This is a genomic window from Enterococcus mundtii, assembly GCF_002947535.1.
Classification (GTDB): domain Bacteria; phylum Bacillota; class Bacilli; order Lactobacillales; family Enterococcaceae; genus Enterococcus_B; species Enterococcus_B mundtii_B.
Map to the genome: position 1 here is coordinate 49,681 of NZ_PUAP01000020.1, position 22,285 is coordinate 71,965.

General features: G+C 38.1%; 18 protein-coding genes and 1 riboswitch. Of the genes, 16 read left to right on the forward strand and 2 right to left on the reverse strand.

Annotated elements, in window-relative coordinates:
* Window positions 1–100 precede the first annotated feature (100 nt).
* From liaF to CUS89_RS06375, 8 genes are all read left to right on the forward strand, one after another.
* On the forward strand, window positions 101–832 hold the full coding sequence (gene liaF, locus CUS89_RS06340; RefSeq protein WP_104871487.1) for a cell wall-active antibiotics response protein LiaF: 732 nt from the start codon (window positions 101–103) through the stop codon (window positions 830–832).
* A complete protein-coding gene (gene liaS, locus CUS89_RS06345; RefSeq protein ID WP_104871488.1) occupies window positions 829–1,902 on the forward strand; it encodes a two-component system sensor histidine kinase LiaS in 1,074 nt (357 codons plus the stop codon). Before liaF ends, liaS begins: the two co-directional genes overlap by 4 nt.
* On the forward strand, window positions 1,899–2,531 hold the full coding sequence (locus tag CUS89_RS06350) for a response regulator transcription factor (RefSeq protein WP_104871489.1): 633 nt from the start codon (window positions 1,899–1,901) through the stop codon (window positions 2,529–2,531). Before liaS ends, CUS89_RS06350 begins: the two co-directional genes overlap by 4 nt.
* 289 nt (window positions 2,532–2,820) lie before the next feature.
* Window positions 2,821–5,889: an N-acetylmuramoyl-L-alanine amidase gene (locus tag CUS89_RS06355; RefSeq protein ID WP_104871490.1), complete on the forward strand. Its 3,069-nt coding sequence runs from the start codon at window positions 2,821–2,823 to the stop codon at window positions 5,887–5,889.
* Window positions 5,890–5,973: 84 nt separating this feature from the next.
* A riboswitch (M-box (ykoK) riboswitch) is annotated at window positions 5,974–6,149 on the forward strand.
* 144 nt (window positions 6,150–6,293) lie between these two features.
* The gene (gene mgtE, locus CUS89_RS06360) at window positions 6,294–7,685 is read left to right on the forward strand and encodes a magnesium transporter (protein WP_104871491.1); all 1,392 of its coding nucleotides are present in this window, start codon (window positions 6,294–6,296) and stop codon (window positions 7,683–7,685) included.
* Between the two features lie 189 nt (window positions 7,686–7,874).
* Window positions 7,875–8,540: a potassium channel family protein gene (locus tag CUS89_RS06365; protein WP_010735916.1), complete on the forward strand. Its 666-nt coding sequence runs from the start codon at window positions 7,875–7,877 to the stop codon at window positions 8,538–8,540.
* A 15-nt stretch (window positions 8,541–8,555) separates the two neighbouring features.
* A complete protein-coding gene (locus CUS89_RS06370; protein WP_104871492.1) occupies window positions 8,556–8,858 on the forward strand; it encodes a HesB/YadR/YfhF family protein in 303 nt (100 codons plus the stop codon).
* Window positions 8,859–9,078: 220 nt separating this feature from the next.
* Window positions 9,079–10,026: a phosphoglycerate dehydrogenase gene (locus tag CUS89_RS06375; RefSeq protein ID WP_104871493.1), complete on the forward strand. Its 948-nt coding sequence runs from the start codon at window positions 9,079–9,081 to the stop codon at window positions 10,024–10,026.
* 55 nt (window positions 10,027–10,081) lie between these two features.
* Here CUS89_RS06375 and CUS89_RS06380 read toward each other — a convergent pair whose 3' ends face one another.
* The gene (locus CUS89_RS06380) at window positions 10,082–10,888 is read right to left on the reverse strand and encodes a DUF1189 domain-containing protein (RefSeq protein ID WP_104871494.1); all 807 of its coding nucleotides are present in this window, start codon (window positions 10,886–10,888) and stop codon (window positions 10,082–10,084) included.
* 188 nt (window positions 10,889–11,076) lie between these two features.
* Here CUS89_RS06380 and CUS89_RS06385 point away from each other — a divergent pair, with 188 nt between their 5' ends.
* The 3 genes from CUS89_RS06385 (at window position 11,077) to CUS89_RS06395 (ending at window position 12,563) form a co-directional block, all read left to right on the forward strand.
* Complete coding sequence (locus CUS89_RS06385; RefSeq protein WP_104871495.1) at window positions 11,077–11,550, forward strand: GtrA family protein; 474 nt, start codon at window positions 11,077–11,079, stop codon at window positions 11,548–11,550.
* A gap of 81 nt (window positions 11,551–11,631) precedes the next feature.
* On the forward strand, window positions 11,632–12,234 hold the full coding sequence (locus CUS89_RS06390) for a superoxide dismutase (protein ID WP_104871496.1): 603 nt from the start codon (window positions 11,632–11,634) through the stop codon (window positions 12,232–12,234).
* 128 nt (window positions 12,235–12,362) lie between these two features.
* Window positions 12,363–12,563 (forward strand): cold-shock protein, encoded by a 201-nt coding sequence (locus CUS89_RS06395; RefSeq protein WP_010735910.1) that lies wholly within the window; start codon window positions 12,363–12,365, stop codon window positions 12,561–12,563.
* Window positions 12,564–12,660: 97 nt separating this feature from the next.
* Here the strand turns inward: CUS89_RS06395 and CUS89_RS06400 are convergent, their stop codons facing one another.
* Complete coding sequence (locus tag CUS89_RS06400; RefSeq protein ID WP_104871497.1) at window positions 12,661–14,118, reverse strand: helix-turn-helix domain-containing protein; 1,458 nt, start codon at window positions 14,116–14,118, stop codon at window positions 12,661–12,663.
* A gap of 521 nt (window positions 14,119–14,639) precedes the next feature.
* Between CUS89_RS06400 and CUS89_RS06405 the strand changes: the two genes are divergently transcribed.
* The 5 genes from CUS89_RS06405 (at window position 14,640) to CUS89_RS06425 (ending at window position 22,079) form a co-directional block, all read left to right on the forward strand.
* Entirely contained in the window at window positions 14,640–16,988 is a 2,349-nt protein-coding gene (locus CUS89_RS06405) for an adhesive domain-containing protein (protein ID WP_104871498.1), read from the forward strand.
* Between the two features lie 57 nt (window positions 16,989–17,045).
* Window positions 17,046–18,719, forward strand: coding sequence for a hypothetical protein (locus CUS89_RS06410; RefSeq protein WP_104871499.1), 1,674 nt, complete (start codon window positions 17,046–17,048; stop codon window positions 18,717–18,719).
* Window positions 18,720–18,724: 5 nt separating this feature from the next.
* A complete protein-coding gene (locus tag CUS89_RS06415) occupies window positions 18,725–18,964 on the forward strand; it encodes a hypothetical protein (RefSeq protein ID WP_104871500.1) in 240 nt (79 codons plus the stop codon).
* Window positions 18,965–18,981: 17 nt separating this feature from the next.
* The gene (locus tag CUS89_RS06420) at window positions 18,982–20,454 is read left to right on the forward strand and encodes a Mur ligase family protein (protein ID WP_104871504.1); all 1,473 of its coding nucleotides are present in this window, start codon (window positions 18,982–18,984) and stop codon (window positions 20,452–20,454) included.
* Between the two features lie 410 nt (window positions 20,455–20,864).
* Window positions 20,865–22,079, forward strand: a complete 1,215-nt coding sequence (locus CUS89_RS06425) for an LCP family glycopolymer transferase (RefSeq protein ID WP_104871501.1) — start codon at window positions 20,865–20,867, stop codon at window positions 22,077–22,079.
* The last annotated feature ends 206 nt before the right edge of the window (window positions 22,080–22,285 follow it).

Here is a 22,285-nt window from a genome sequence, read left to right on the forward strand (position 1 = left end):
TTTTGCTGTAGAAATCGATAGTTACATCTAAAGTCCTATAGCATCTCGAAACAAAAATAGGTATGATAAAAAAGAGAATGAAAAGGGAAGGAGAATAGCGATGAATAGCTCTTGGCGCTTTTTTATAGTAGTAGAAGCATTACTATTGATCTTTGCAGTTTGGCAAATCGTAAATAATGTTGAATTATTACTATTAGTTTTATTTGGTATTTTTAATATCTATCTTGCATTGCGAAAATCACCGAGATCGGGATTTCAAAATTTTCAATTTGTACTAGGTGGATTAGTTATTTTCTTCAGTTTGATCAATAGTCCAGCGCTATGGGTAATGGCAGTCTTTGCTGTCTTGTTCATTGGTCTTAAAGGTGTAGAGATTTCTGGGATCGATCTAACCAAAAATGCTTTTTGGCGAAAAAAACAAATCATTATGGTTCAAACAGAGCAAGTGAAGTCCCACAACAATGAACGAAAAAAACAACAATTATTCGGTAACCAGCGAATTGGTAATGATGTGTATGAATGGGACGATATCAATATCGCACTTCTTTCAGGAGATACGATCATTGATTTAGGAAACACCTTGTTACCTAAAGATGATAATATCGTTATCGTCAGAAAAGGTATTGGTAGAACACGGATCTTAGTTCCTTTAGGGATTGCAATCAGTCTCGAGCACGCAACGTTAGTAGGGAATGTACAATTTGAAGAAGAACAATTCTCATTGAAGAATGAGTCAATCAAAATCTATAGCAATGATTACGATGAAAATCCACGTCGTTTAAAAATCATTACGAACACATTGATTGGAGATATTGAGGTGATTCGAGCATGATAGAGAAACTTTCTCGACCGATGCTAGCTATCTATGCTTCGATCGCCTCATTTATCGTCATTTTATTTTCTTTTTTTACTTATTTTTACGCAAGCAACCAAACTCATTTTTGGCGTACTTTATTAAGTGCCAGAATTTTATATGTGCCTTTGATCTTTCACTTACTAGCGATTTCGTCAGGTGTGGGCCTGATTGTTTTTTTGATTGTCTCTCTTTTACAAAAAGCACGTTATGGGAAAATCGAAGAACAATTACGAGCAATTTCTTCCGGCAATTATGAAGCAAAAGTTTTAAATGATTCCTTACCAAGCGCTTCTGACGATATATACGTGAAAGAAATTGAAAAAGAAATAACCAAAATCAAAGAAAAAATGGTTGAAGTCTCAAGTGAACTTCAAATATTGACGAGTCGACCTCAATATGTGGATGGACAAACAAAAGAAGAAATCTTAGAATTAGAAAGACATCGTTTAGCACGTGAGCTCCATGATTCAGTTTCCCAGCAATTATTTGCAGCGATGATGATGATGTCTGCTCTGACGGAACAAGCAGAAAAAAGTGATACACCTGAAATGTTTCGTAAACAACTAAGGATGGTAGCGGATATCATCAATGCTTCACAATCTGAAATGCGTGCGTTGCTACTACATTTGCGACCAGTCAATCTTGAAGAAAAAAGTTTGAAACAAGGGATCGAGCAATTATTAAAAGAATTAAAAAACAAGATACAAATTGCACTGAAATGGGATATTGAAGATATCACTTTATCTGATTCGATTGAAGATCATCTCTTCCGGATCGTTCAAGAACTACTTTCAAACACGTTGCGCCATGCAAAAGCCAATGAATTAGAAGTGTATCTGCATAAAATAGATAATAATCTTTTATTACGAGTAATCGATGACGGTACTGGCTTCAATATGAATGAAACAAAAACCGGTAGCTACGGACTAAATAATATCAGAGAACGTGTAGCAGGTATTGGTGGAACAGTAAAAATCATTAGTTTCAAAGGACAAGGAACAAGTGTGGAAATCAAAGTTCCTTTAATAAAGGAGGCGGAAAAATGATAAAAGTATTACTAGTCGATGATCATGAAATGGTACGTTTAGGGGTTTCATCCTATTTATCGATCCAAGAAGATATCGAAGTGATCGGAGAAGCTGAGGATGGGCGGCAAGGCTATGAGAAAGCCATGGCACTTCGTCCGGACGTGATTTTAATGGATTTAGTCATGGAAGAAATGGACGGGATCGAATCTACAAAAGCAATCCTCAAAGATTGGCCAGAAGCAAAAATCATTATCGTCACGAGTTTTATTGATGATGAGAAAGTATATCCAGCTATTGAAGCTGGCGCAACAGGCTACTTACTTAAAACATCGACAGCCCATGAGATCGCCGATGCGATTCGAGCGACTCAAAGAGGCGAACGTGTACTTGAACCCGAAGTAACTTCAAAAATGATGGAGAAAATGAGTCGTCGCAATGAGCCGATCTTGCACGATGACTTAACGAATCGAGAAAATGAGATTCTTATGTTGATCTCTGAAGGAAAAAGCAATCAGGAAATCGCAGATGAATTGTTTATTACATTGAAAACAGTCAAAACGCACGTTTCTAATATTTTAGCGAAGCTAGAAGTGGAAGATCGTACGCAAGCTGCCATATATGCATTCAAACATGGATTAGTGAAGTAAGTAGACTTATGACTTATCATCTAAACAGTAAGCACATTTTTACTAATTATAAATTGGAACATAAATTATAAAGTATCCCTGTTTTCACATTGATAAGGGAAAACAGTACCCTGATCCAAAGCAAAATGTTATTACTTTTGCTTTGGATTTATTTGTGTTTGCTAATTCCAAATTACATTGTTTGTTATTTTGAATTCTTTGTTATCATGTTCTTTTCATTTGGGTCTTTTTATAGTTTAATATATTATAGGACAAAATAAGTTTGATTTAAAAAATAAAGGAGAATGTCATGAGAAAAAAATGGATAGGCATGTTATTAAGTTTCTTACTACTGTCAGGCTCGATCACGCCAAGTGTCTACGCAGTATCGATAAATGATACAACAAATACGTCACAAAGTACTTCGCAAACAAACGAAACTAAAGCTACATCATCTAATGCCCCTTTGATAGAAAGTACTAATTCCACCACAGAGGAGACCACAGGAACAACAGAAAACTCTTCAGAAAATTCATCTAAAGATATTCCTGTTGATGAAGTTCATTTCCCAGATCAAAATTTCCGTCAATTATTGATTGAAATGATGGAGGAGAATCATAGTAACGTATTATCTGATGAATTGTTGGCTACAACTGAGTTGGATCTTAGTGGTAGAAATATCAAATCATTGGATGGTATCGAATATTTCAAACAGCTAAAAAAACTGGAAGTTCAAAATAATGAGTTAGAAAAAGTAGATGTCTCGGCTCTTTCAGAGTTAACTTACCTTGATGTTTCTAAAAATAAACTGCCAACAATTGATTTGTCGATGAATGATCATTTGACTTATTTTAACGGGAAAGAACAATTGATTAATGCAGAAGCATCAAAAGATGATCGTGAATGGGTGATCAATCAAGACAATCTAAAACCGGAATTAAATAAGATCGATATTAACTCAACTAATTGGGAATACAATGGATCCGTTTTTACTACTGTGGAACCTTCGGCACTAAATTATAGTTACCAAGTAGAGTTTTCACAAAAAGCAATTTTAGAAGAAACATCTAATCGCTCACTAGATATCACTGTAGACGTGAAATATTTAGAACAAAATAGCGTTGAATCAATTATTCCAAAAGAAGAAAAAATAGAAATGGTCCAAGGTGAAACGAAGAGACTTGAGTATTCGCTTGTACCGGAAAATGCTGAGATTGTTTATCCAATTTGGGAATCAGCAGACAATAATGTTGTCGAAGTGGATGAAAAAGGTCTGGTGACGGCAAAAGCAATCGGTGAAACAGAAGTCTTGTTAAAAGATGGCGAGAGAACATTAGGCAAGTTCAACATTCAAGTAGAAAAAAATAACAACGATTCAATAACCCAAGATAATCGTCAAGAACAAACGGTTAGCAATCGTGCAGCAGATTCCAAACCATCCGTTAGTTATCAAACACATGTGCAAACTTATGGTTGGCAAAGTACCGTAGCTGATGGTGCTACTGCAGGTACGATTGGTCAAGGGAAAAGAATTGAAGCCATAAAAATTCAATTGCCAAATAATTCATTGAATGGTGATATTGAGTACAGTAGTCATGTACGTACGATTGGTTGGCAAAATTATGTAAAAAATGGTGCGATGTCAGGAACAACAGACCGTTCTTTACGGACAGAAGCAATTAGGATTCGATTGACCGGGGAGATAAGTCAACAATATAGTGTCTATTATCGTGTACACTCCGCTTATTTTGGTTGGCTAGGTTGGGCCAAAGATGGTGAAGATGCAGGTAGTTCAGGGTTTGGCTATCAGATGGAAGCTATCCAGATCCAACTAGTCAAAAAAGGAGAAGTCGCCCCAACTCAGACCACAGCTTTCTATGACAAAGATAAACTACCTAATCCTAATGTCAATTACCAAACCCACAGTCAGTCAGTCGGGTGGCAACCTTATCAGTCAAATGGTTCAACTGCTGGAACGATGAATCGTGGTTTAAGATTAGAGGCTGTAAGAATAAATGTTTCAAATACACCAATCCCGGGGTCTATTGAATATTCTAGTCATGTACGTACGATTGGTTGGCAAAATTATGTGCGAGACGACGCGATTTCCGGGACCACTGATCGTAAGCTTCGAACAGAAGCAATTCGGATACGTTTAACTGGTCAATTAGCCGAACACTATGATGTTTATTATCGAGTGCACTCCGCTTATTTTGGTTGGTTAGGTTGGACAAAAAACAATGGCAATGCGGGAAGTGCAGGATTTGGCTATCAGATGGAAGCTATGGAAGTAAGGTTAGTAGCAAAAGGACAATCTGGGCCAGCAGCTAGTACTGCATTTTATGATAAGGATACAATAAAAAATCCTAATGTTAATTACCAAACGCATAGTCAATCGATTGGTTGGCAAGGTTATCAAATGAATGGAGCAACCGCTGGAACAGTGGGACGTGGTTTCAGATTAGAAGCTTTACGAATGAATATCTCAAGCACCCCTATTCCTGGAACAATAGAATATAGTACACACGTTCAATCAATTGGTTGGCAAAACTATGTGAATAATAATGCTCTCTCTGGAACAGAGGGTAGAAAATTGCGAGCAGAAGCAATACGGGTGAGATTAACAGGGCAATTAAATCAACATTACGATGTTTATTATCGAGTTCACTCTGCGCAACTTGGTTGGTTAGATTGGGCCAAAAATGGTCAGAATGCTGGGACTTCGAATGTAGCATTACAAATGGAAGCTATCCAAGTTGTACTGGTCAAAAAAGGAGCACCAGCCCCAGGACCCACTTCAAACCCTTACCAAACCTCAATCAATCATCTATTTGTAATGGGACATGGTGCAGGAGATCCAGGGGCTTCGTATAACGGTATCAACGAACGGGACTTTACAAGAAATGAACTGATGCCATATTTACAAAAATGGACAAGCCGATTGAAGAGAAACCGTATCACTTATTATGATACAAATGCGGATATGTTCCAAGATAGTCGCAGAATGCAAGGCGCTTATACAATCAGCAACTCGTTTTCTTCTGTCACAGAATTCCATTTAGATGCAGGGGCGATTGAAATCAGTACAGGGGGACATGTGATTGCACATCGCAATGGGAACTCGTACACAACACAAAATTATGCCATCGGTAGTGTGATCCGTACGAATGTAGGTTTGTGGGGATCTGTCCAGAACACTGGTGGGATCAATTTAAGAAGTGATTTATTGAACTTGAATGTGTTACATTCCAGAGGAATTCCTTATCGTTTGGCAGAATTAGGATTTATTACTAATTCTCGTGATGTAGCAAACATTCGTAGGAATATGGATCAAATTGCTAAAGGGATTGTAGAAGGAGTGACGGGAGAAAGATTGTAAAATAGTCATATCTATTTTATCGAATTTTTATCAAATACTCATCCTCTTATTGACAAAAACCAATTTTACCTGTAGGGTTTAATTATAAAAACTTGTTAGGTGAGGCTCCTAAAAGAACACAGGCTACTGCCCTCAAACGTCGAGAGACGCCACAGGGTATAACAGGCAACGTCGGCTTAAGGCGTGCTTAACGTAGCTATCTGGATCATATTTCCAGAATTACGTCTTTTAGTGCTAAAGCTCAGACGAGAAGTTCGTTCAGGTAAACACTGGTACCATTTTGATGGGATCTTATGAGACGGCTTCTTTTGGAGGCCGTCTTTTTTATGTACTTCCTGTTTTTCTAAACGAATCCATCCAACAAGTTTATATCGAAAAAACGATGTAACAAAGGAGAATACGAGATGAGAACATTAAATGATACAAATAACCTAGAAACGCAACTGACGATTCTTAACTATCTTGAGCAAAAAAAGCTTGAAGAATTGAAGAACTATTTAGCAACGATCGAGAAAGTGGAATTGCTCCAACTGTTTGTTACGCTACCTTCAGATAAGCAAGTTCTTGTCTTTCGATTATTATCAAAAGACAAAGCTCTCGAAATCTTTGAAACATTTGAACCAGCTGTCCAACAAGACTTGCTTCGCTCGTTTACGGATGAGGGAGTGATTGAATTTGTGAATGAGATGGCTCCAGATGATCGGGTAAGGTTGTTTTACGAACTACCAGCGAGTGTGACTAAAAAACTATTGGCAGAGCTTTCCGAAGAAGAGCGTGCAACGACGAATCGCTTGATGGGCTATGAACACGAGACGGCTGGACGGATCATGACGACTGAATTTATTTCAATAAAGAAAGAAATGACTGTTGAAGAAGCACTGCATAAAATCAGAAAATTAGCCAAAGAAATGGAAACAATCTATATTTTGTATGTGACAGATATGGCGAAAAAAATTGAAGGGGTCCTATCATTAAAGGATTTAGTCATTGCAGAAAGTGATCAACGCATTGAAGAAATCATGATCAAGCATGTTGCTTATGTAACCACAGACACAGACCAGGAAGAAACCGCACGATTGTTACAAGAGTTAGATTTGATCGCTATTCCCGTCGTGGATAAAGAAACACGACTAGTCGGCATTGTGACAGTGGATGACGCTATCGATGTCTTAGAGCAAGAAACAACCGAGGATATGTTCAATGCCGCTGGTTTAGCAGATGTCGCCTCTGTAGAAGCTGATCGTAGTACAGTACTGATCAACGGCAGTCTTTGGCAAATCTGGAAAGTCAGGTTGCCTTTCTTAGCCATCACATTGGTCGCAGGGATGTTAGCTGGTCTAGTGATCGATGAGTTTGAACAAACGTTAGAATCAGTGGCCGCTGTTGCTATTTTTATTCCTTTGATCATGGATATGGGTGGGAATGTAGGGACGCAGTCATCGACGGTTTTTGTTCGCGGATTATCTTTAGGACATATTGATCTAAACACATTTATTAAGCACTTTTTGAAGGAAACAGGGATTGGCTTAAGCTTAGGGATTGTTGTAGGGATCGTATCTGGAATAGTCGCTTCTGTATGGCAAGGGATTCCATTGTTAGGTGTAGCTGTGGGAATCTCCTTGGTCTTTGCAATGACCTTAGCTGCAGCCTTGGGTTTTTTGATTCCTTTTATCTTATTGAAATTGAATATTGATCAAGCTGCTGGATCTGCACCGATCATTACCTCGATCAAAGATATTGCTGGGTTATTTATTTACTTTGTTTCAGTTAACGTATTCTTAGGTTACTTATTGTAGGAATAATTAGTATATATATAGGCATACCTTTTTAGTAGAAACATCAAAGAATATTCTATGGTCTACCATAGTAGTCCTTCTCTTGATCCTCCATTAAAATTAGGGTTTTCCGTAAAGAAAAGCAGGGTTACTTTTGTTTTTAGAGTGGCTTTGCTATACTTGAAATGGAATGGAAAAAGGAGGAGAAAAGTGAAACAGAATTTTGCAATCGTAGGACTTGGACGTTTTGGCGGTAGTATCTGTCGGACATTAGTCGAAGCTGGACAAGAAGTTTTAGCCATTGATAGCAGTGAAGATCGCGTGAATGAATATATGAATATCGCAACACATGCAGTGGTTGCGAATGCACAAGATGAAATGACTTTACGATCTTTAGGAATCAGAAATTTTGATCATGTGATCGTAGCAATTGGAGAAGATATCCAAGCAAGTATTTTAGTGACTCTGATGGTCAAAGAAATGGGCGTTCCGAATATCTTAGCCAAAGCACAAAATGAGTATCATGCTCGGGTTCTTGAAAAGATCGGTGCAGATCGCGTTGTTCATCCTGAGAGGGATATGGGGATACGGATCGCACATAATCTTGTTTCAAAAAATATTTTGGATTATTTAGAGCTGTCAGACAAATTTTCGCTTGCTGAGATTCGGGTGTCTAATCCCAAGTTCTTTAATAAAACGTTAGCAGAACTAAATTTCAGACAGCGATTCGATTTGACTGTGGTAGCCATCCGGCGCTTCGATCGTTCTGTCGTAGTGTCGCCAGCCGCAGACGAATATGTACGTGAAAATGATAATCTACTTGTTATCGGAGAAACAGAAGATGTAGATATACTTGATGATAAAATGAATCAATAAAAAGGGGCTCATCACATGGAATTAACAATAACGGACAAAGCAAAAGAATGGTTTCAAGCAGAGGTAGATTTACCTGAAAATTATGGTATCCGTTTTTTTGGGAAAGTATATGGCAAAACAGAAGTACATGAGGGATTTTCAATCGGTATGTCTGTGGAGTTTCCGGAACGTCCGATGAAACAAGAAAAGATCGATGGTCTATTATTCTTTATTGATGAAGCCGATGATTGGTTCTTCAAAGGCTATGATCTGGTTGTAGATTATGATCCTCAATTAGATGAACCAACATATCATTTCCAAGAAACAGCGGATGTATAAGGTGAGAGATAGTCTTTTATCTTTAGGAAAACAAGCCTGACGAACAGAAAGTAAGTTTTACTTACTTTCTGATTGTTAGGCTTGTTTTTTTAGACAGTCAAACGCTGATTCACTTTTACAGTGGTCATTATAGGAAAAATTCGTTCAAGCTATGAAGTGCATCCTACTTCATTCTTTTGAGAGTTTAAGCTAGACTGATAGGTAGAGAGGATGGGGTGTGATGACAAAAAAAATTATTTATTCAGTACGTTCATTTCGTGAAGAATTTATCGAAAAGATCAAGGAAATAGCTCCGGAGTATTCATTTCAAACAGAAGTAGCATCCGACGAACTTTCTAAGATAGCGATCAGTATCGGCTGGAATGGTGATTATCAAGAAGATATATTCGCTTCTGACAGCTTGAAATGGGTCCAATCGATTTCTGCTGGAGTAGATAATCTTCCATTAAACGAATTCGCTGACAAAAATATCTTACTTTCCAATGCGAGTGGTATCCATGTAGAATCGATCAGTGAGCATACCATGGGCATTATTTTAGGCTATTCTCGTGGATTGTTCCAAGCTCAACGAGCACAGTTCAATAAAGAGTGGCTAGGATCAGATATCCATTATCAGGCATTGGCAGATCAAAAATTACTAATTATTGGAACTGGACATATTGGAAAAAAATTGGCACAACAGGCAGCTGCATTTGGTTTAGAATGTATCGGCATCAATACATCTGGACATCCAGTGGAAGGTTTCAAAGAGACTTATCCATTAGAGAAATTAAAAGAAATCTTGCCGAAAGCAACGATTGTGGTGAATATCTTACCTTTGACAGATCAGACAAAAGGATTGTTTGACGCAAAAGTATTTGAAGCTTTTGATAAAGAAGCGCTATTCATCAATGTAGGACGTGGACCTTCCGTAAAAACGTCTGATTTGATTGCGGCATTGGATGGTGGGCAACTTGCTTTTGCGGCATTAGATGTGTTTGAAGAAGAGCCATTAGCGGAAGATAGTCCTTTATGGGAAAGAGAAGATGTATTGATCACCTCTCATATTGCCGGTCAGACACCACATTTCCAAACGAAGTTTATGGATATTTTTCTGACAAACTTAAAATCCTACGTAGACAAAACAGAATTAGAAGTAAATGAAATCGATTTGAATGAAGGTTATTAAATGAAAAAGAATCTCTAGAAGAGGTGTGTAGTGACTACCTCTCCCAGAGATTCTTTTATTTTGGTAATTGGATTTTTGGCCAGCCTTTGACTGCCTGAGCGAAAATGAATATGCCGGCAAATGCAATAAATGCTGTCGTATCGAAAGTAGGGGCAAAAATCATCAGGATCGTTGCAATAACAGTAGGTAAAGATATCGCATAGATCATCGTTTTTAAACAATCGAGAAAAGTTACTTTAGCTAAACGTAATCTTGCGTATACATAAGCTGCAAAATTTGCCATAAGCAAAGTGATGATCAAATTTAAAAAGCTAGGATAAATTGAAATCAAAAATACTAAGGCTTTGATCCAAAAAGGAATCGTTGCTTCACTTAATGTAGTGCGTAAGCTTTCACCAGTTAGATTTTTTAAGGCATTATTCGTATACTCAAATTCAAATTGGTTATTGTTCAATAATGCCGAAGTCGTGCCAGTATTCGGTAAAGCTAATACCAACTGATCCTTCAGAAGACCGACACTTAGGAAGTTCCCTATCAAATCTGAAGAGATATCTTCAGGGGTACGCTTTCCTTCTGGGTCAAAGGTGAAGATGATCGAATCCGTTTGATAAATAAAACCTTCATTTGTTGGCGAATCAATTTGTCCATCACGAATCTTAAAATCTGGAATTTCAGATGCGATTTTTTGACCATCTGATTTGATCGTGTCTAGCACTTGAAAAATTTGGTAAGAAATAGGTAGTGCCATTAGTATGCTTAAACATAAAAGATAGACTAATGATTTTCCAAATGATACGTTTTTAGCATTTTTAAGCTCGGTGAATCGAGCAAATGAGCTAATGATTAATTGTTTTGTTGTCATAATTACTCCTTCTGTAGAATTGTCATCACTAGCAATTCTAGCGGAGTATGCTATGAATTACAAGAGTTCTAAAACATTCTCTCACGATAGATAAGGTTATATTCTTATCGTTCATTGTTTTCTAGAGATGAAAAATATTAGCAGATAGAGTATGATAGGAAAGAATGATAGATAAGGTAGGTAGAATAATGAAGGTTTATGTTCAATTTAAAAGCTATTTAGAAAGTAAAGGATATTGGGAAGTTTTCATCTATCTATTTTTTGGTGGATTAGCAACAGTTGTCAACTTCGTCAGTTATGCAATCGCGCAACAAATCTTCCAGTTATCGATGCCAGTGTCGAATACGATTTCTTGGATCTGTTCTGTTTTGTTTGCATTTGTCACCAATAAAGTATGGGTGTTTCGATCCAAATCTCCAAGTTATACGCATTTATTTATTGAATTTGGGAAATTTGTTTTTTACCGCATCGTTTCTTATGGACTGGATATGGGCGCCATGTTCTTGATGATCAAAGGGTTGGATATGAATGATTATGTGGCTAAAATCATTACACAGGTCTTAGTCGTATTGGCAAATTACGTCTTTAGTAAATTATTTATCTTTAATAAGACAGAAATCATCGAAGAGCCAGCAGAAACCAGCGAAAAATTGGAAGACTAGGCATAACAATTGAAGAATTCCCCTCACTTTGTTACTCTTTTAGTGTAAAGATATCCAACAAATTTGAGGAGGAATTTTTTTATGACTTACACATTACCAGATCTACCATATGCATTTGATGCATTAGAACCATATATTGACGAAGAAACGATGCATTTGCATCATGATAAACATCACAATACTTATGTGACAAACTTAAATGCAGCGATTGAAAAATCTCCTGAATTAGGTGAAAAAACAATAGAAGAATTAGTTTCAGACATGGATGCTATTCCATCTGACATTCAAACTGCTGTACGTAACAATGGTGGTGGACATGCGAACCATTCATTCTTCTGGAAAATCATGGCACCAAATGCTGGTGGCGAGCCAACAGGAGCCATCAAAGACGCAATTAACGAAACGTTTGGCGATTTTGCAACATTCAAAGAAGAATTCAAAAAAGCAGCAGCAGGACGTTTCGGTTCAGGCTGGGCTTGGTTAGTCCTAGAAGATGGCAAACTAGCAATTACTTCTACAGCCAACCAAGACTCACCATTGATGGAAGGCAAGAAACCTGTCTTAGGTCTAGATGTATGGGAACATGCTTACTACTTGAAATACAAAAACGTACGCCCTGACTACATCGAAGCTTTCTGGAATGTTGTGAATTGGGATGAAGTAAACAAGCACTTCGCAGGATAAAATAGCGCTCTTCCACTGACTATTGAATTTAGAAAATTAACGGAGCAATGCTTGCGAGCGTTTTCTAAATTCGGTATAATGTTTGTGCAAGGGTTACTTGCAAGAACTTTTTTGGAGGCTATATATCTATGGAACACGGAACAGTAAAATGGTTCAACAATGAAAAAGGATTTGGGTTTATTACAGTAGATGGCGGAGACGATGTATTCGTACATTTCTCAGCAATCCAAGGCGATGGCTTCAAAAGCTTAGAAGAAGGCCAAGAAGTGGAATTCTCTATCGTTGAAGGTGCGCGCGGTCCTCAAGCTGCTGAAGTATCTAAATTATAAGATCATGTTGGCGAAAAAGAAGATACGGCTTGCCGTATCTTCTTTTTGTTTCTTTATTTTCTCTTTCTTGAAAAAATGGTTTTACCAGGAAAAGCAGTTACTTTTGGTTGTCGCCATACATAATTTCTTTGATTCTTTGAACTAAGTGTTTATTTTCTGAACCAGAGAGGTCATCGCGGATCGTAATATAAGGAATTTCATTTTCATAACTGATTATTTTGATAGGTGCTTCAGTTGTGCGAATAATTACATCAGGGTTTAACAATAGTTCATTAGTGAAAAAGACATTCAGATATAAGCGTAATTGCTCCTGTAAAACCTTTACATATAATAATTCGATACTTAATGGATAATCACTCTCTAATTTTACTTTGATCTCTTTATCAAAAAATGTAGGTGGGGCGATAACTAAAAATGCTTCGATCAACGTAGATAATTGAAGCCATGGAAACTGATTTTTTTGCATTTGTTGGGTCAAATCAACCATATTTTGATAGAAATAGGGATAATTTCTTTCGATAAAATCAGTAACTTCTCGTTTTTTACCAGAAAAAGGGCTAAAAAGATAATCATGGATACCATTTGCATATAATGTTGCATCTAATAACTTTTTCTTTGAGGTGATTTCATTGGACTTTATCCCAACTGATACCATGTAATGATAAAACTGATCGCGAAGTTCATTGATCGGTGTTGCATTTTTTTTATGGACCTTTGATGTATGAACCATAATATTTTTATCTACGTAAAATTGTGGGCGAGTTTGTATCCACAACAAAATAAAGTTTAACTCAGAAGAAGGTAAGTTATAAATAGAAATAATCGTTTTTAGGTCATTGGTCACCTCAGAAAGACCTGCTAACATAGGATCTAAAAAGTGAGGAAGTTCATGTTCAGGGACAGCATATCCTTGTTTGGATCGATTGATATTAACAGCTAATATGAAGCACCATTCCATCGTTTTGATTTTGTTCCTTTTTAGTGCGATATTGGTAAAAACTTGCTTTACTGTTGTTAAAATCTTCTGGAAATCAAGCGTTAAAAAAGGCCATTCCACTCCTTCGTATACTTCCCATAAAAACAAATAAATCGCGTAGCGAATTTGAGTTTCTTTTCCATTGAAAAAAATAGTACCTTCTCGTGTTTTTAGTTTCAAATCGTAGTAACTGAAGAAATGATTCACTTGAGCCAACTGCCGTCTGAGAAAGGATTCGCTGATCCCATGATGAGCGGCGAATTCGTAAAGCGTGAGATTTGAATGTAGACAGACGGCTTTGAGTATTTGGAAATTCAACGAGTTTTCAAGTATTGCTAGTTTCAGTTGATGAAAGTCATAATTGTCACCAATAAAATGGTAACTAGATCCGTCTTTCTTGAATATAGTGTTTTGCGGTAGTGAACACAGGCGCTCGCAATAATTGAAAACGGAACGTCTATCTATGCGGAGTAGACCTGAAAGGTCGTCGATTGTCAACGGTTGATGTGACTCGTAACAGCTTTTTAAAATAGTCAGTTGTACTTGTATACTTTTCTCTAGTATAGAATGAATATTCAATTAGGAACCTCCTTCTTGATTAGACTAAAAATAGGTAGATAAATTATTATAAAACGTTATATTTTTATTCAAAACATAATAATTATAAATTTATTCAATAGCTTTTGTAGTGGAGAATCGTATGGTGTACTAATGTTTTTTTAGTTATTTTAATAAAGATCTAGTACCCGTTTTTTGTGTAAAAATAAATAAGAAATAATACTTTGTTCAAATAATATTATATGTTATTTAGACTTTTAAATAAATTTTTTTGCATAAGATAACGATTACATATTCATTTTTAGGTGTTGTGTTCTGTTTTTAGGTAGTTATTTCAAAATATATCAGAACATAATGATAGATTTCTTATATCGTCGTTGCTACTATTCAAGGTAACTTAAGTTGTAATGAGAAAAATTAAAAAGATATCTTTTTAAATTTTTGGTAAAGGAGTGTCATTCAGGGCAAAGCATATTTATTCGTGTTGATTCAATCTGTGGGGGAGAACAAAAATACATGAATCTGCTTTAGGGGGAACGGGAATGAAAAAGGATTACAAAAAAAGTATGGATCAAAAGGCGCGTGCCAAAAGACGATCTAAAAAAACAATATTGATAGGCACGTCGATAGCGGCAGGAATAATGTTAGGGGTTACTCCAATCTCAATTGCAACACCTTTATTTACCCTTGGCACGCAGCAAGCTTATGCAGATGTGGTCAGTGGACAGATATTCAATACTTTGACTACAGCTAATACAAGTGGCACGACAGCTTCAGCTCCTTATCAGCTTAGTGGGACGAGTAGAAACGTTGACTTTACGATTTCAGGAGAAAATGGAATCAATGTGAATTTATTAAATGGAACGAGACGTGCTGTCTTAGTGATTCCAGAGGAAATGCAGGGGTTAGTTTCTCCGGCAGGCCCCGGGACTGTCCAAACAGATATATTACTTCCACAAGATGAATTAGCACCACTGCTGAATGCAGTAAATGGGGCAGTCACTCCTTTGATCACGGCAATTGATACCTTGTTGAGTGCGAATCCATTAGCAAGTGTGAATCTTGCCGAAGTCTATGAGCAACTGAACTTATTACAAAATCTAAGTACGTTGACTTCTGCTGAAGTGCAAATTCCATTGCAAGTACAAGGTGATGAATATATTTACGGTGATCTTGATGGGGCACTTGAAACAGTTGTTAGAGAAGGGTTAACAGAAATATTAACTGATTTGAACAATGCCGTTCAGGCGCTACAAGCAACTGGGAGTGGCCTTTTAGGAAATGCGGCAGCTGGGATTGTCAATACTGCCTTGGCAGCAACTGTTAAACCGGTATTTAACTTAGCGTTTGCCACTGCAACAGGTCTATTAGGACCAACTTCCTCTTTGGTTGGTGTTGTAGCAGATGCGAGTGTACTAGGAGGAACAGAAATCACAATCCCGACAACGATCCAAGATCCAAATTATGCTGATTTAGCAAATGCAGGAATTGATTTATCAACTCCTTATGAAGCAGGCTTTGTAGGAACTGTTGTGAAAGCAGATGTGTTGAACCTTAATGTAGGTTCAACTACTGACGGCTATTCACCGATTTTTTACCAAGCAGCCGAAGTAACTGCACCTTATAATGTTGAAGTTACAGGAAATTCAACAGAAGGATATGAAGTCACTGGGTTAGCCGATCCAAATGCTACAGTGCGGATCTATGACGATGCCAACAATTTGATCGCTGAAGGTCAAGCAGATGCGACAGGTGCATTTACGATACCGATTTCTCAAGACGATGTTGCGCCGCTTGATGATATCCAACTAATTGCCTACGATCAAAATGATAATCCAAGTTTACCAACGGCGGCAATTATCCCGGATGATGAAGAAGCTGATGCCGACGCGGATGCGGATGCCGACGCGGATGCCGATGCGGATGCTGACGCGGATGCCGACGCCGACGCTGATGCCGATGCGGATGCCGATGCCGATGCTGACGCAGATGCCGATGCCGACGCCGATGCTGATGCGGATGCCGATGCAGATGCCGACGCGGATGCTGACGCTGATGCCGACGCTGACGCTGACGCGGATGCGGATGCCGATGCTGACGCTGATACCGACGCTGACGCGGATGCGGATGCCGATGCGGATGCCGACGCTGATGCCGATGCCGACGCTGATGCCGACGCTGACGCCGACGCGGATGCCGATGCTGATGCAGATGCTGACGCCGATGCAGATGCGGATGCCGATGCAGATGCGGATGCTGACGCCGATGCTGATGCCGACGCTGATGCTGATGCAGATGCTGACGCCGATGCAGATGCTGACGCTGACGCCGATGCTGACGCCGATGCGGATGCTGACGCCGATGCTGATGCCGACGCTGACGCCGACGCTGACGCGGATGCGGATGCCGACGCCGATGCGGATGCCGATGCGGATGCTGACGCCGATGCTGACGCTGACGCTGATGCCGATGCCGACGCCGATGCGGATGCCGATGCTGATGCTGACGCCGATGCTGACGCCGATGCTGACGCGGATGCTGACGCCGATGCAGATGCCGACGCCGACGCCGACGCTGACGCCGATGCGGATGGTCGTCTAGGCGGGATTGGAACCAACGGGGGAGACCCAGGAAATGATCCAGATGGAGATCCAGTTGGATTGTTCTTAAGTACACGTGGAACAAGCAACCAATCTGGTTGGTCATCTGCTAGAAGTGGAGTAAATCCTAGTGGACACCACTCAGCGACACCGAAAATGTATCCTAAAACAGCTGAGCATTCTTCTGTTGCCACTTCTTGGTTAGGTGCGATCACTGCACTACTTTCAGGAGTTGGTATCTGGAAATCCAAAAAAATAAAGAAGATTAACGAACAGGAACTAGAAAATTAGCTATGGCAATCGGAACATTGTCTGCTTGTCATAGCTATTTCTGATAGAGGTGATATGATGCTAGTGCAGACACGTAGTAGACTCTCGACTTTAAAAGATATCTTGGATACCACAGAGATGGAGACAGAAAGAAAAACCGTCATCATTACTACTGGTGAAAACAAAGAACGTGGAAAAACGATAGAGTTACATGGGAAAAATATCTCTCAGCTTTGGAATAATATCGTGACTGCTTATCAAACGAATCAATGGGATAAAAATTCCTATTTAAGAATGGATCTTGTAACCGAAGAAGAAAAAATCGACTTCGACTTTTTAAACCAAAAATTAAAAAAAATCAAGCGCAATAATTATATAGATTTTAATGTACGGTTTGATGGGCTAAGGAAACGTTCTTTTTTAAAAGAAGAATTAGTAGGAAATGCCATTATCAAACCGGTGAAAACACATATTGTTGGAAAAAATCATCCGAATCTACAAATTGATCCACAGAATTTTCGAGGATATGTGAAACGAAAATACAATCGAGAAGAGGCGGATTTAAGTTACTTGATGCGTTCGAACGTCTATCTTTTTAAAACGAAAGCTTATTATATTGAAAACGACGAAGTAATCAAGCTTGAAGATTACGGAAATGGAAATCAGGTGAGAAAGATCACTGAAGAGTCTTTGAATGAAGTGACTGATTCCGTCATAAGAGAAGGAAGTAAGTATCTAAAAGGACAGCTAACTAACACTGGACAGTTTATCTACGGTTATTATCCTTGTTATGACAAATTAATCAAGGGCTATAATTCAGTCAGACATTTCTCTTCATTATATGCGTTGCTTGAAGCTGCTGAGTATTTCTCAGATCGTGAACTGTTGCTACAGGCAGAAAAAGGCCTTGCTTGGGGTATTGAAAACTTAACAACGAATGAACAGGGATATTTTTTGGTCAAAGACTATTTCAATAAAGAAATCGAATACAAATTAGGTGCCCAAGCAACTGCAATTTTAGCAATCGCAAAATATATCCAAGTATCCGAGGATAGTTTTTATAAAAAGTACTTGGAACAACTTGTTGATACGATTTCTGGAAAATTTATCTCAAAAGATAACCAAACAATCCATGTTCTGGATAAACAATTGGCGATCAAAGAGCGTTTTCGGATCATTTATTATGATGGGGAAGCTTTATTTTCTTTGCTAAGAGCTTATGAGATTCTAAATGATCCTGCGATTTTTAGTACGTGTGAAATCTTGATGGAACATTTTGTCATGGAAGATTATCAAAAATATCATGATCATTGGTTGAGCTATGCGACAAACGAGATGCTAAAACATAAACAAAAAATTGCATATTATCGTTTTGGAATCAAAAATGCCCTCGAAAATATCAACTTTATTGAGCAGCGGGATACTGCCTACCCGACAATGCTTGAATTACTTGTGGCAGCGTCCAAAATGATGGGAAAGCTGGAACATAGTGAACTAAAAAATGAACTTTTCAACACGCAAAATGATTTCATTGAAGTAAAGGAACGAATCGATACAGTGATGAAGAAGCGTGTTTCTCATGAAATCAAAACAGGAGTCATGTTTCCAGAATATGCGCTTTTTTTTAAAAAACCAGTTAGTATTAGTTATGGTTTTTTTGCAAGACATGATCGTTTTCGAATGCGGATCGATGATGCAGAGCATTTTTTGTCTGGATTGATCAATTATCGAAGTCATTATAAAAAGGAGTGAATAAGATGGTTGCATTTATTCGTTTTGCAGCATTGGCATTGATCGGGATTTCCTATTTAGGTTATCGTCTAAAAAAGAAAAAGCATCATCAATCAGAATCGCTAGAAACGGATCTAAGCCAATACGAGAAAAATGAAGAAGGGCTTTATCCATGGGAAGTTGATGCCGATGACTCTCCCAAACGAATTGATCAAAAAGCAAGAAGATATGTCAATCAAGCAAGACCAAAACGTGGAAAATGGTAAATGAAGTAGGTGAAAAGATGAATACGATCAAGCAATTACTTAGTGATATCGAAGGTTCTTATTTTAAAGAGTATGCTAGTTTGGATCAGGAGATCGATCAACTGGAGTACTTCTCCGGACATCTAAAACAAACCAAAGATTATTCTAAAACATTATTTGTTTGTATAACAAATGAACGGCGTCAATATATCAACCAAATGCGCCCAGTCAAATGGGCGGACGGAAATGAACAAATCAAAGGAAAGGAAAATCAATTTGCTCTGATTGTCACAGAACATCCAATCGAAGACCCTCTTGTGACGACACCGCAATTCATTGTCCAAGATAGTTGGCGTTTCCTATTAGAATTTGCCAATCAAATGCGCCAAGAATTCCAAAAACCAGTGATTGCGATTACTGGTTCTGCTGGAAAAACATCTACACGTATGATGATCACCCATGCGTTCAAAGAGGAAAAGGTTCTAGAAAATCGCGGAAATCATAATGTAAGATTCGCGATTCCTCTTTATTTAAGTCAATTAGTAGGAGACTTTGATTTATTGAACCTTGAAGTTTCCCTTAATGCGTTGAATACCTATGACACGGGTTCGATGTCTACTTTAATCCAACCCGATATAGCAATCGTGACTTCGATAGGTGAAGCCCATCTTAGTTCCTTGAAAACGACTAAGAATGTCGCTTACTATAAATCAAAAATCTTTGACGGTTTAAAAAAGAATGGTACAGCAATCATCAATACGGACATGGGCGATGAAGAGTTAGCTATACTCATTCAAGCAGCCGAAAAGAAAACAACAGAAATTTTTACTTATTCACTATATGACACAAGTAGAGATGTATATGTCTCATCCGTTGAACAGAAAAAAGAGTTTTGTGAAGTAGGCATTCATTTTTTTGAGCAAGAGTTCAAGATCCGTCTCAGTGTTGCTTCTTTAGGGATGATTTCTAATACGTTGGCGACATTGATAGCCATTTGGAAGATCAAAGGGGATGTTTCTTCTTATCTTGCTTCTTTCGAGACATTCAAACCATTACCTAAAGTTTTAGAAAGAAAGGTTTATCCGAATGAACCATCTTTTACTTTTATTGATGATACACACAATGCGTCATTACCTGCTATGAAAAATGCAATCGACTACTTTAAAGCAGTACGCCCATTTTATAATGGAAAATCGATATTGGTTTTAGGGCAAATCGCGGATTTAGGAAATGCTTCTGAAAATGTCCATCAGCAAGTGATGGAGGCATTAACAGACGTACCAGCAGATCATATTTATGGCTATGGGGAACATTTCAGAGAATTATTCAATGAACAAAGTAAAAATGACCAGAAATACGAATGGTTTGAAACGTTACCTGAATTAACACAAAATATCGAACAGCATTTGACGAATGATAGTATCGTTTTGGCAAAGGGGTCAGTCACAGGTAGCGATTTTCATGAGATCAATAAGTATATTCGCCAGTTTTCTTTGCAAGAAATGGCGTGAGCTAAGAACCACACAAGGAAAACTATCAATATTTTTTCAACTACATTCACTTTTGAAAAAATTTAAAAAGACGGAGACAACGAAAAAAGTTATTTCATTTTCGTTGTCTCCGATTTTTTTGATGGAGAAGCTCAGTAGAAAGGAATAGACAAATCATAAAAATAACTATTTCTTTTTTATTTATTGAACGAAAAATCATAAAAATCCAATAAAACGTATAAAAAGAATCGCTTTCTTTCTTTTCTGTTCATGCGCCCTATGGTATGATAATTAAGAATTTTACAAAAAATACATATAAATCACGAAGATAAACACTATTTTTTAAAGTTTTATTAGGATTAAGTAGGTGGATTGCTGAATGATTGGGTGTATGAGAGAATAATCAAGAATATGTATGATAGAGGTGTATTATGAAGCGGTGGCAAAAAGTGATATTGACTTTATTGGGAATAATCGTACTTCTCGTCGGCGGAGTTTCAGCTTATGGAATCAAGTTTATGGGAGAGGCGAGCCAAACAGTCAATCGGATTTCAAAACAATCTGATCGTGTATCAGCAAAACGTGACGATCGTGTAAGTATCGACGACCAAGAACCCTTTTCAGTATTATTGTTAGGGTTAGATACAGGTGGTCTTGGACGCACAGAACAAGGGAGATCTGATACGATGATGGTCGTGACCGTCAATCCACAACAAAAAAAATCAACGATCATTAGTTTGGACCGAGATATCTATACGAATATCGTCGGATATGGGACAGTCGATAAGTTGAACCATGCTTATGCATTTGGTGGCGTGGAGATGGCAATGGATTCGATCGAACAATTACTTGATATCCCTATTGACCACTATGTCACAATCAATCTAGATGGTATGAAGGACTTGATCGATGCAGTAGGTGGGATCGAGATCGACAATAAAATCGACTTTACTTTAGATGGTGTCCATGTTCCAGAAGGAAAACAAACAGTTGATGGTGAAACAGGGTTGGCATATGCAAGAATGCGTCATGAAGATCCTGAAGGTGATATCGGCCGACAAGCACGCCAACGTGAGGTCGTAACAAAAATCGTCAATAAAGTAGTCAGTCTTGATGGCGTAAGTAATTATCGAAAACTTCTGGATGCTGCTGGGAACAATGTGACAACTGATTTGGATTGGGATGATATGCTTGATATTGCAACGAATTACACCGCTGCTTTCAAGACGATCAAGCAAGACCAGCTAAAAGGTAAAGACACGACGATCAATGATGTGTACTACCAAATACTCGGTCAGAATGACTTATTATCGATCCAAAATCAATTGAAAAAACAATTAGAAATCGAGCCAAGTGATACGTTGCCTAACTTAAAAAATGACAATGCCTATATGATGTTTTATGATGACTCAGAAAATGGCGAAGGGAATACCACTGCTAATACCACGACCAGTGAGACATCTGAGTATTCGCAAGACACGTACAATCAATATGGCACTGATGGGTACGGTCAGCAGTCGGTCTACTCAGAAGACACCTCTCAATATTACGACCCGAATCAGTATAACCAGCAACAATATTATGACCCATACGGCGGTCAGCAAAACGAGCAAGGTACAGAGACTTGGACAGGCAATGGCTATTAATAAAGCTTTGTTCATATGATTTATACAATAAATAAAATGAGTAGATAGAGGTCGGGACAGAAGTGTTCAGCTTCGAGAAATAAGGCGCCATCCACGAAAATTGTTCTTCAAATTTTTGTGGATGGCGCCTTATTTCTGAAGAGGTTACTTATGTTCCCGCTGGTTATTCGTTTTAGGTGGTGTAGGAGAACTAATGTCCCAGACAC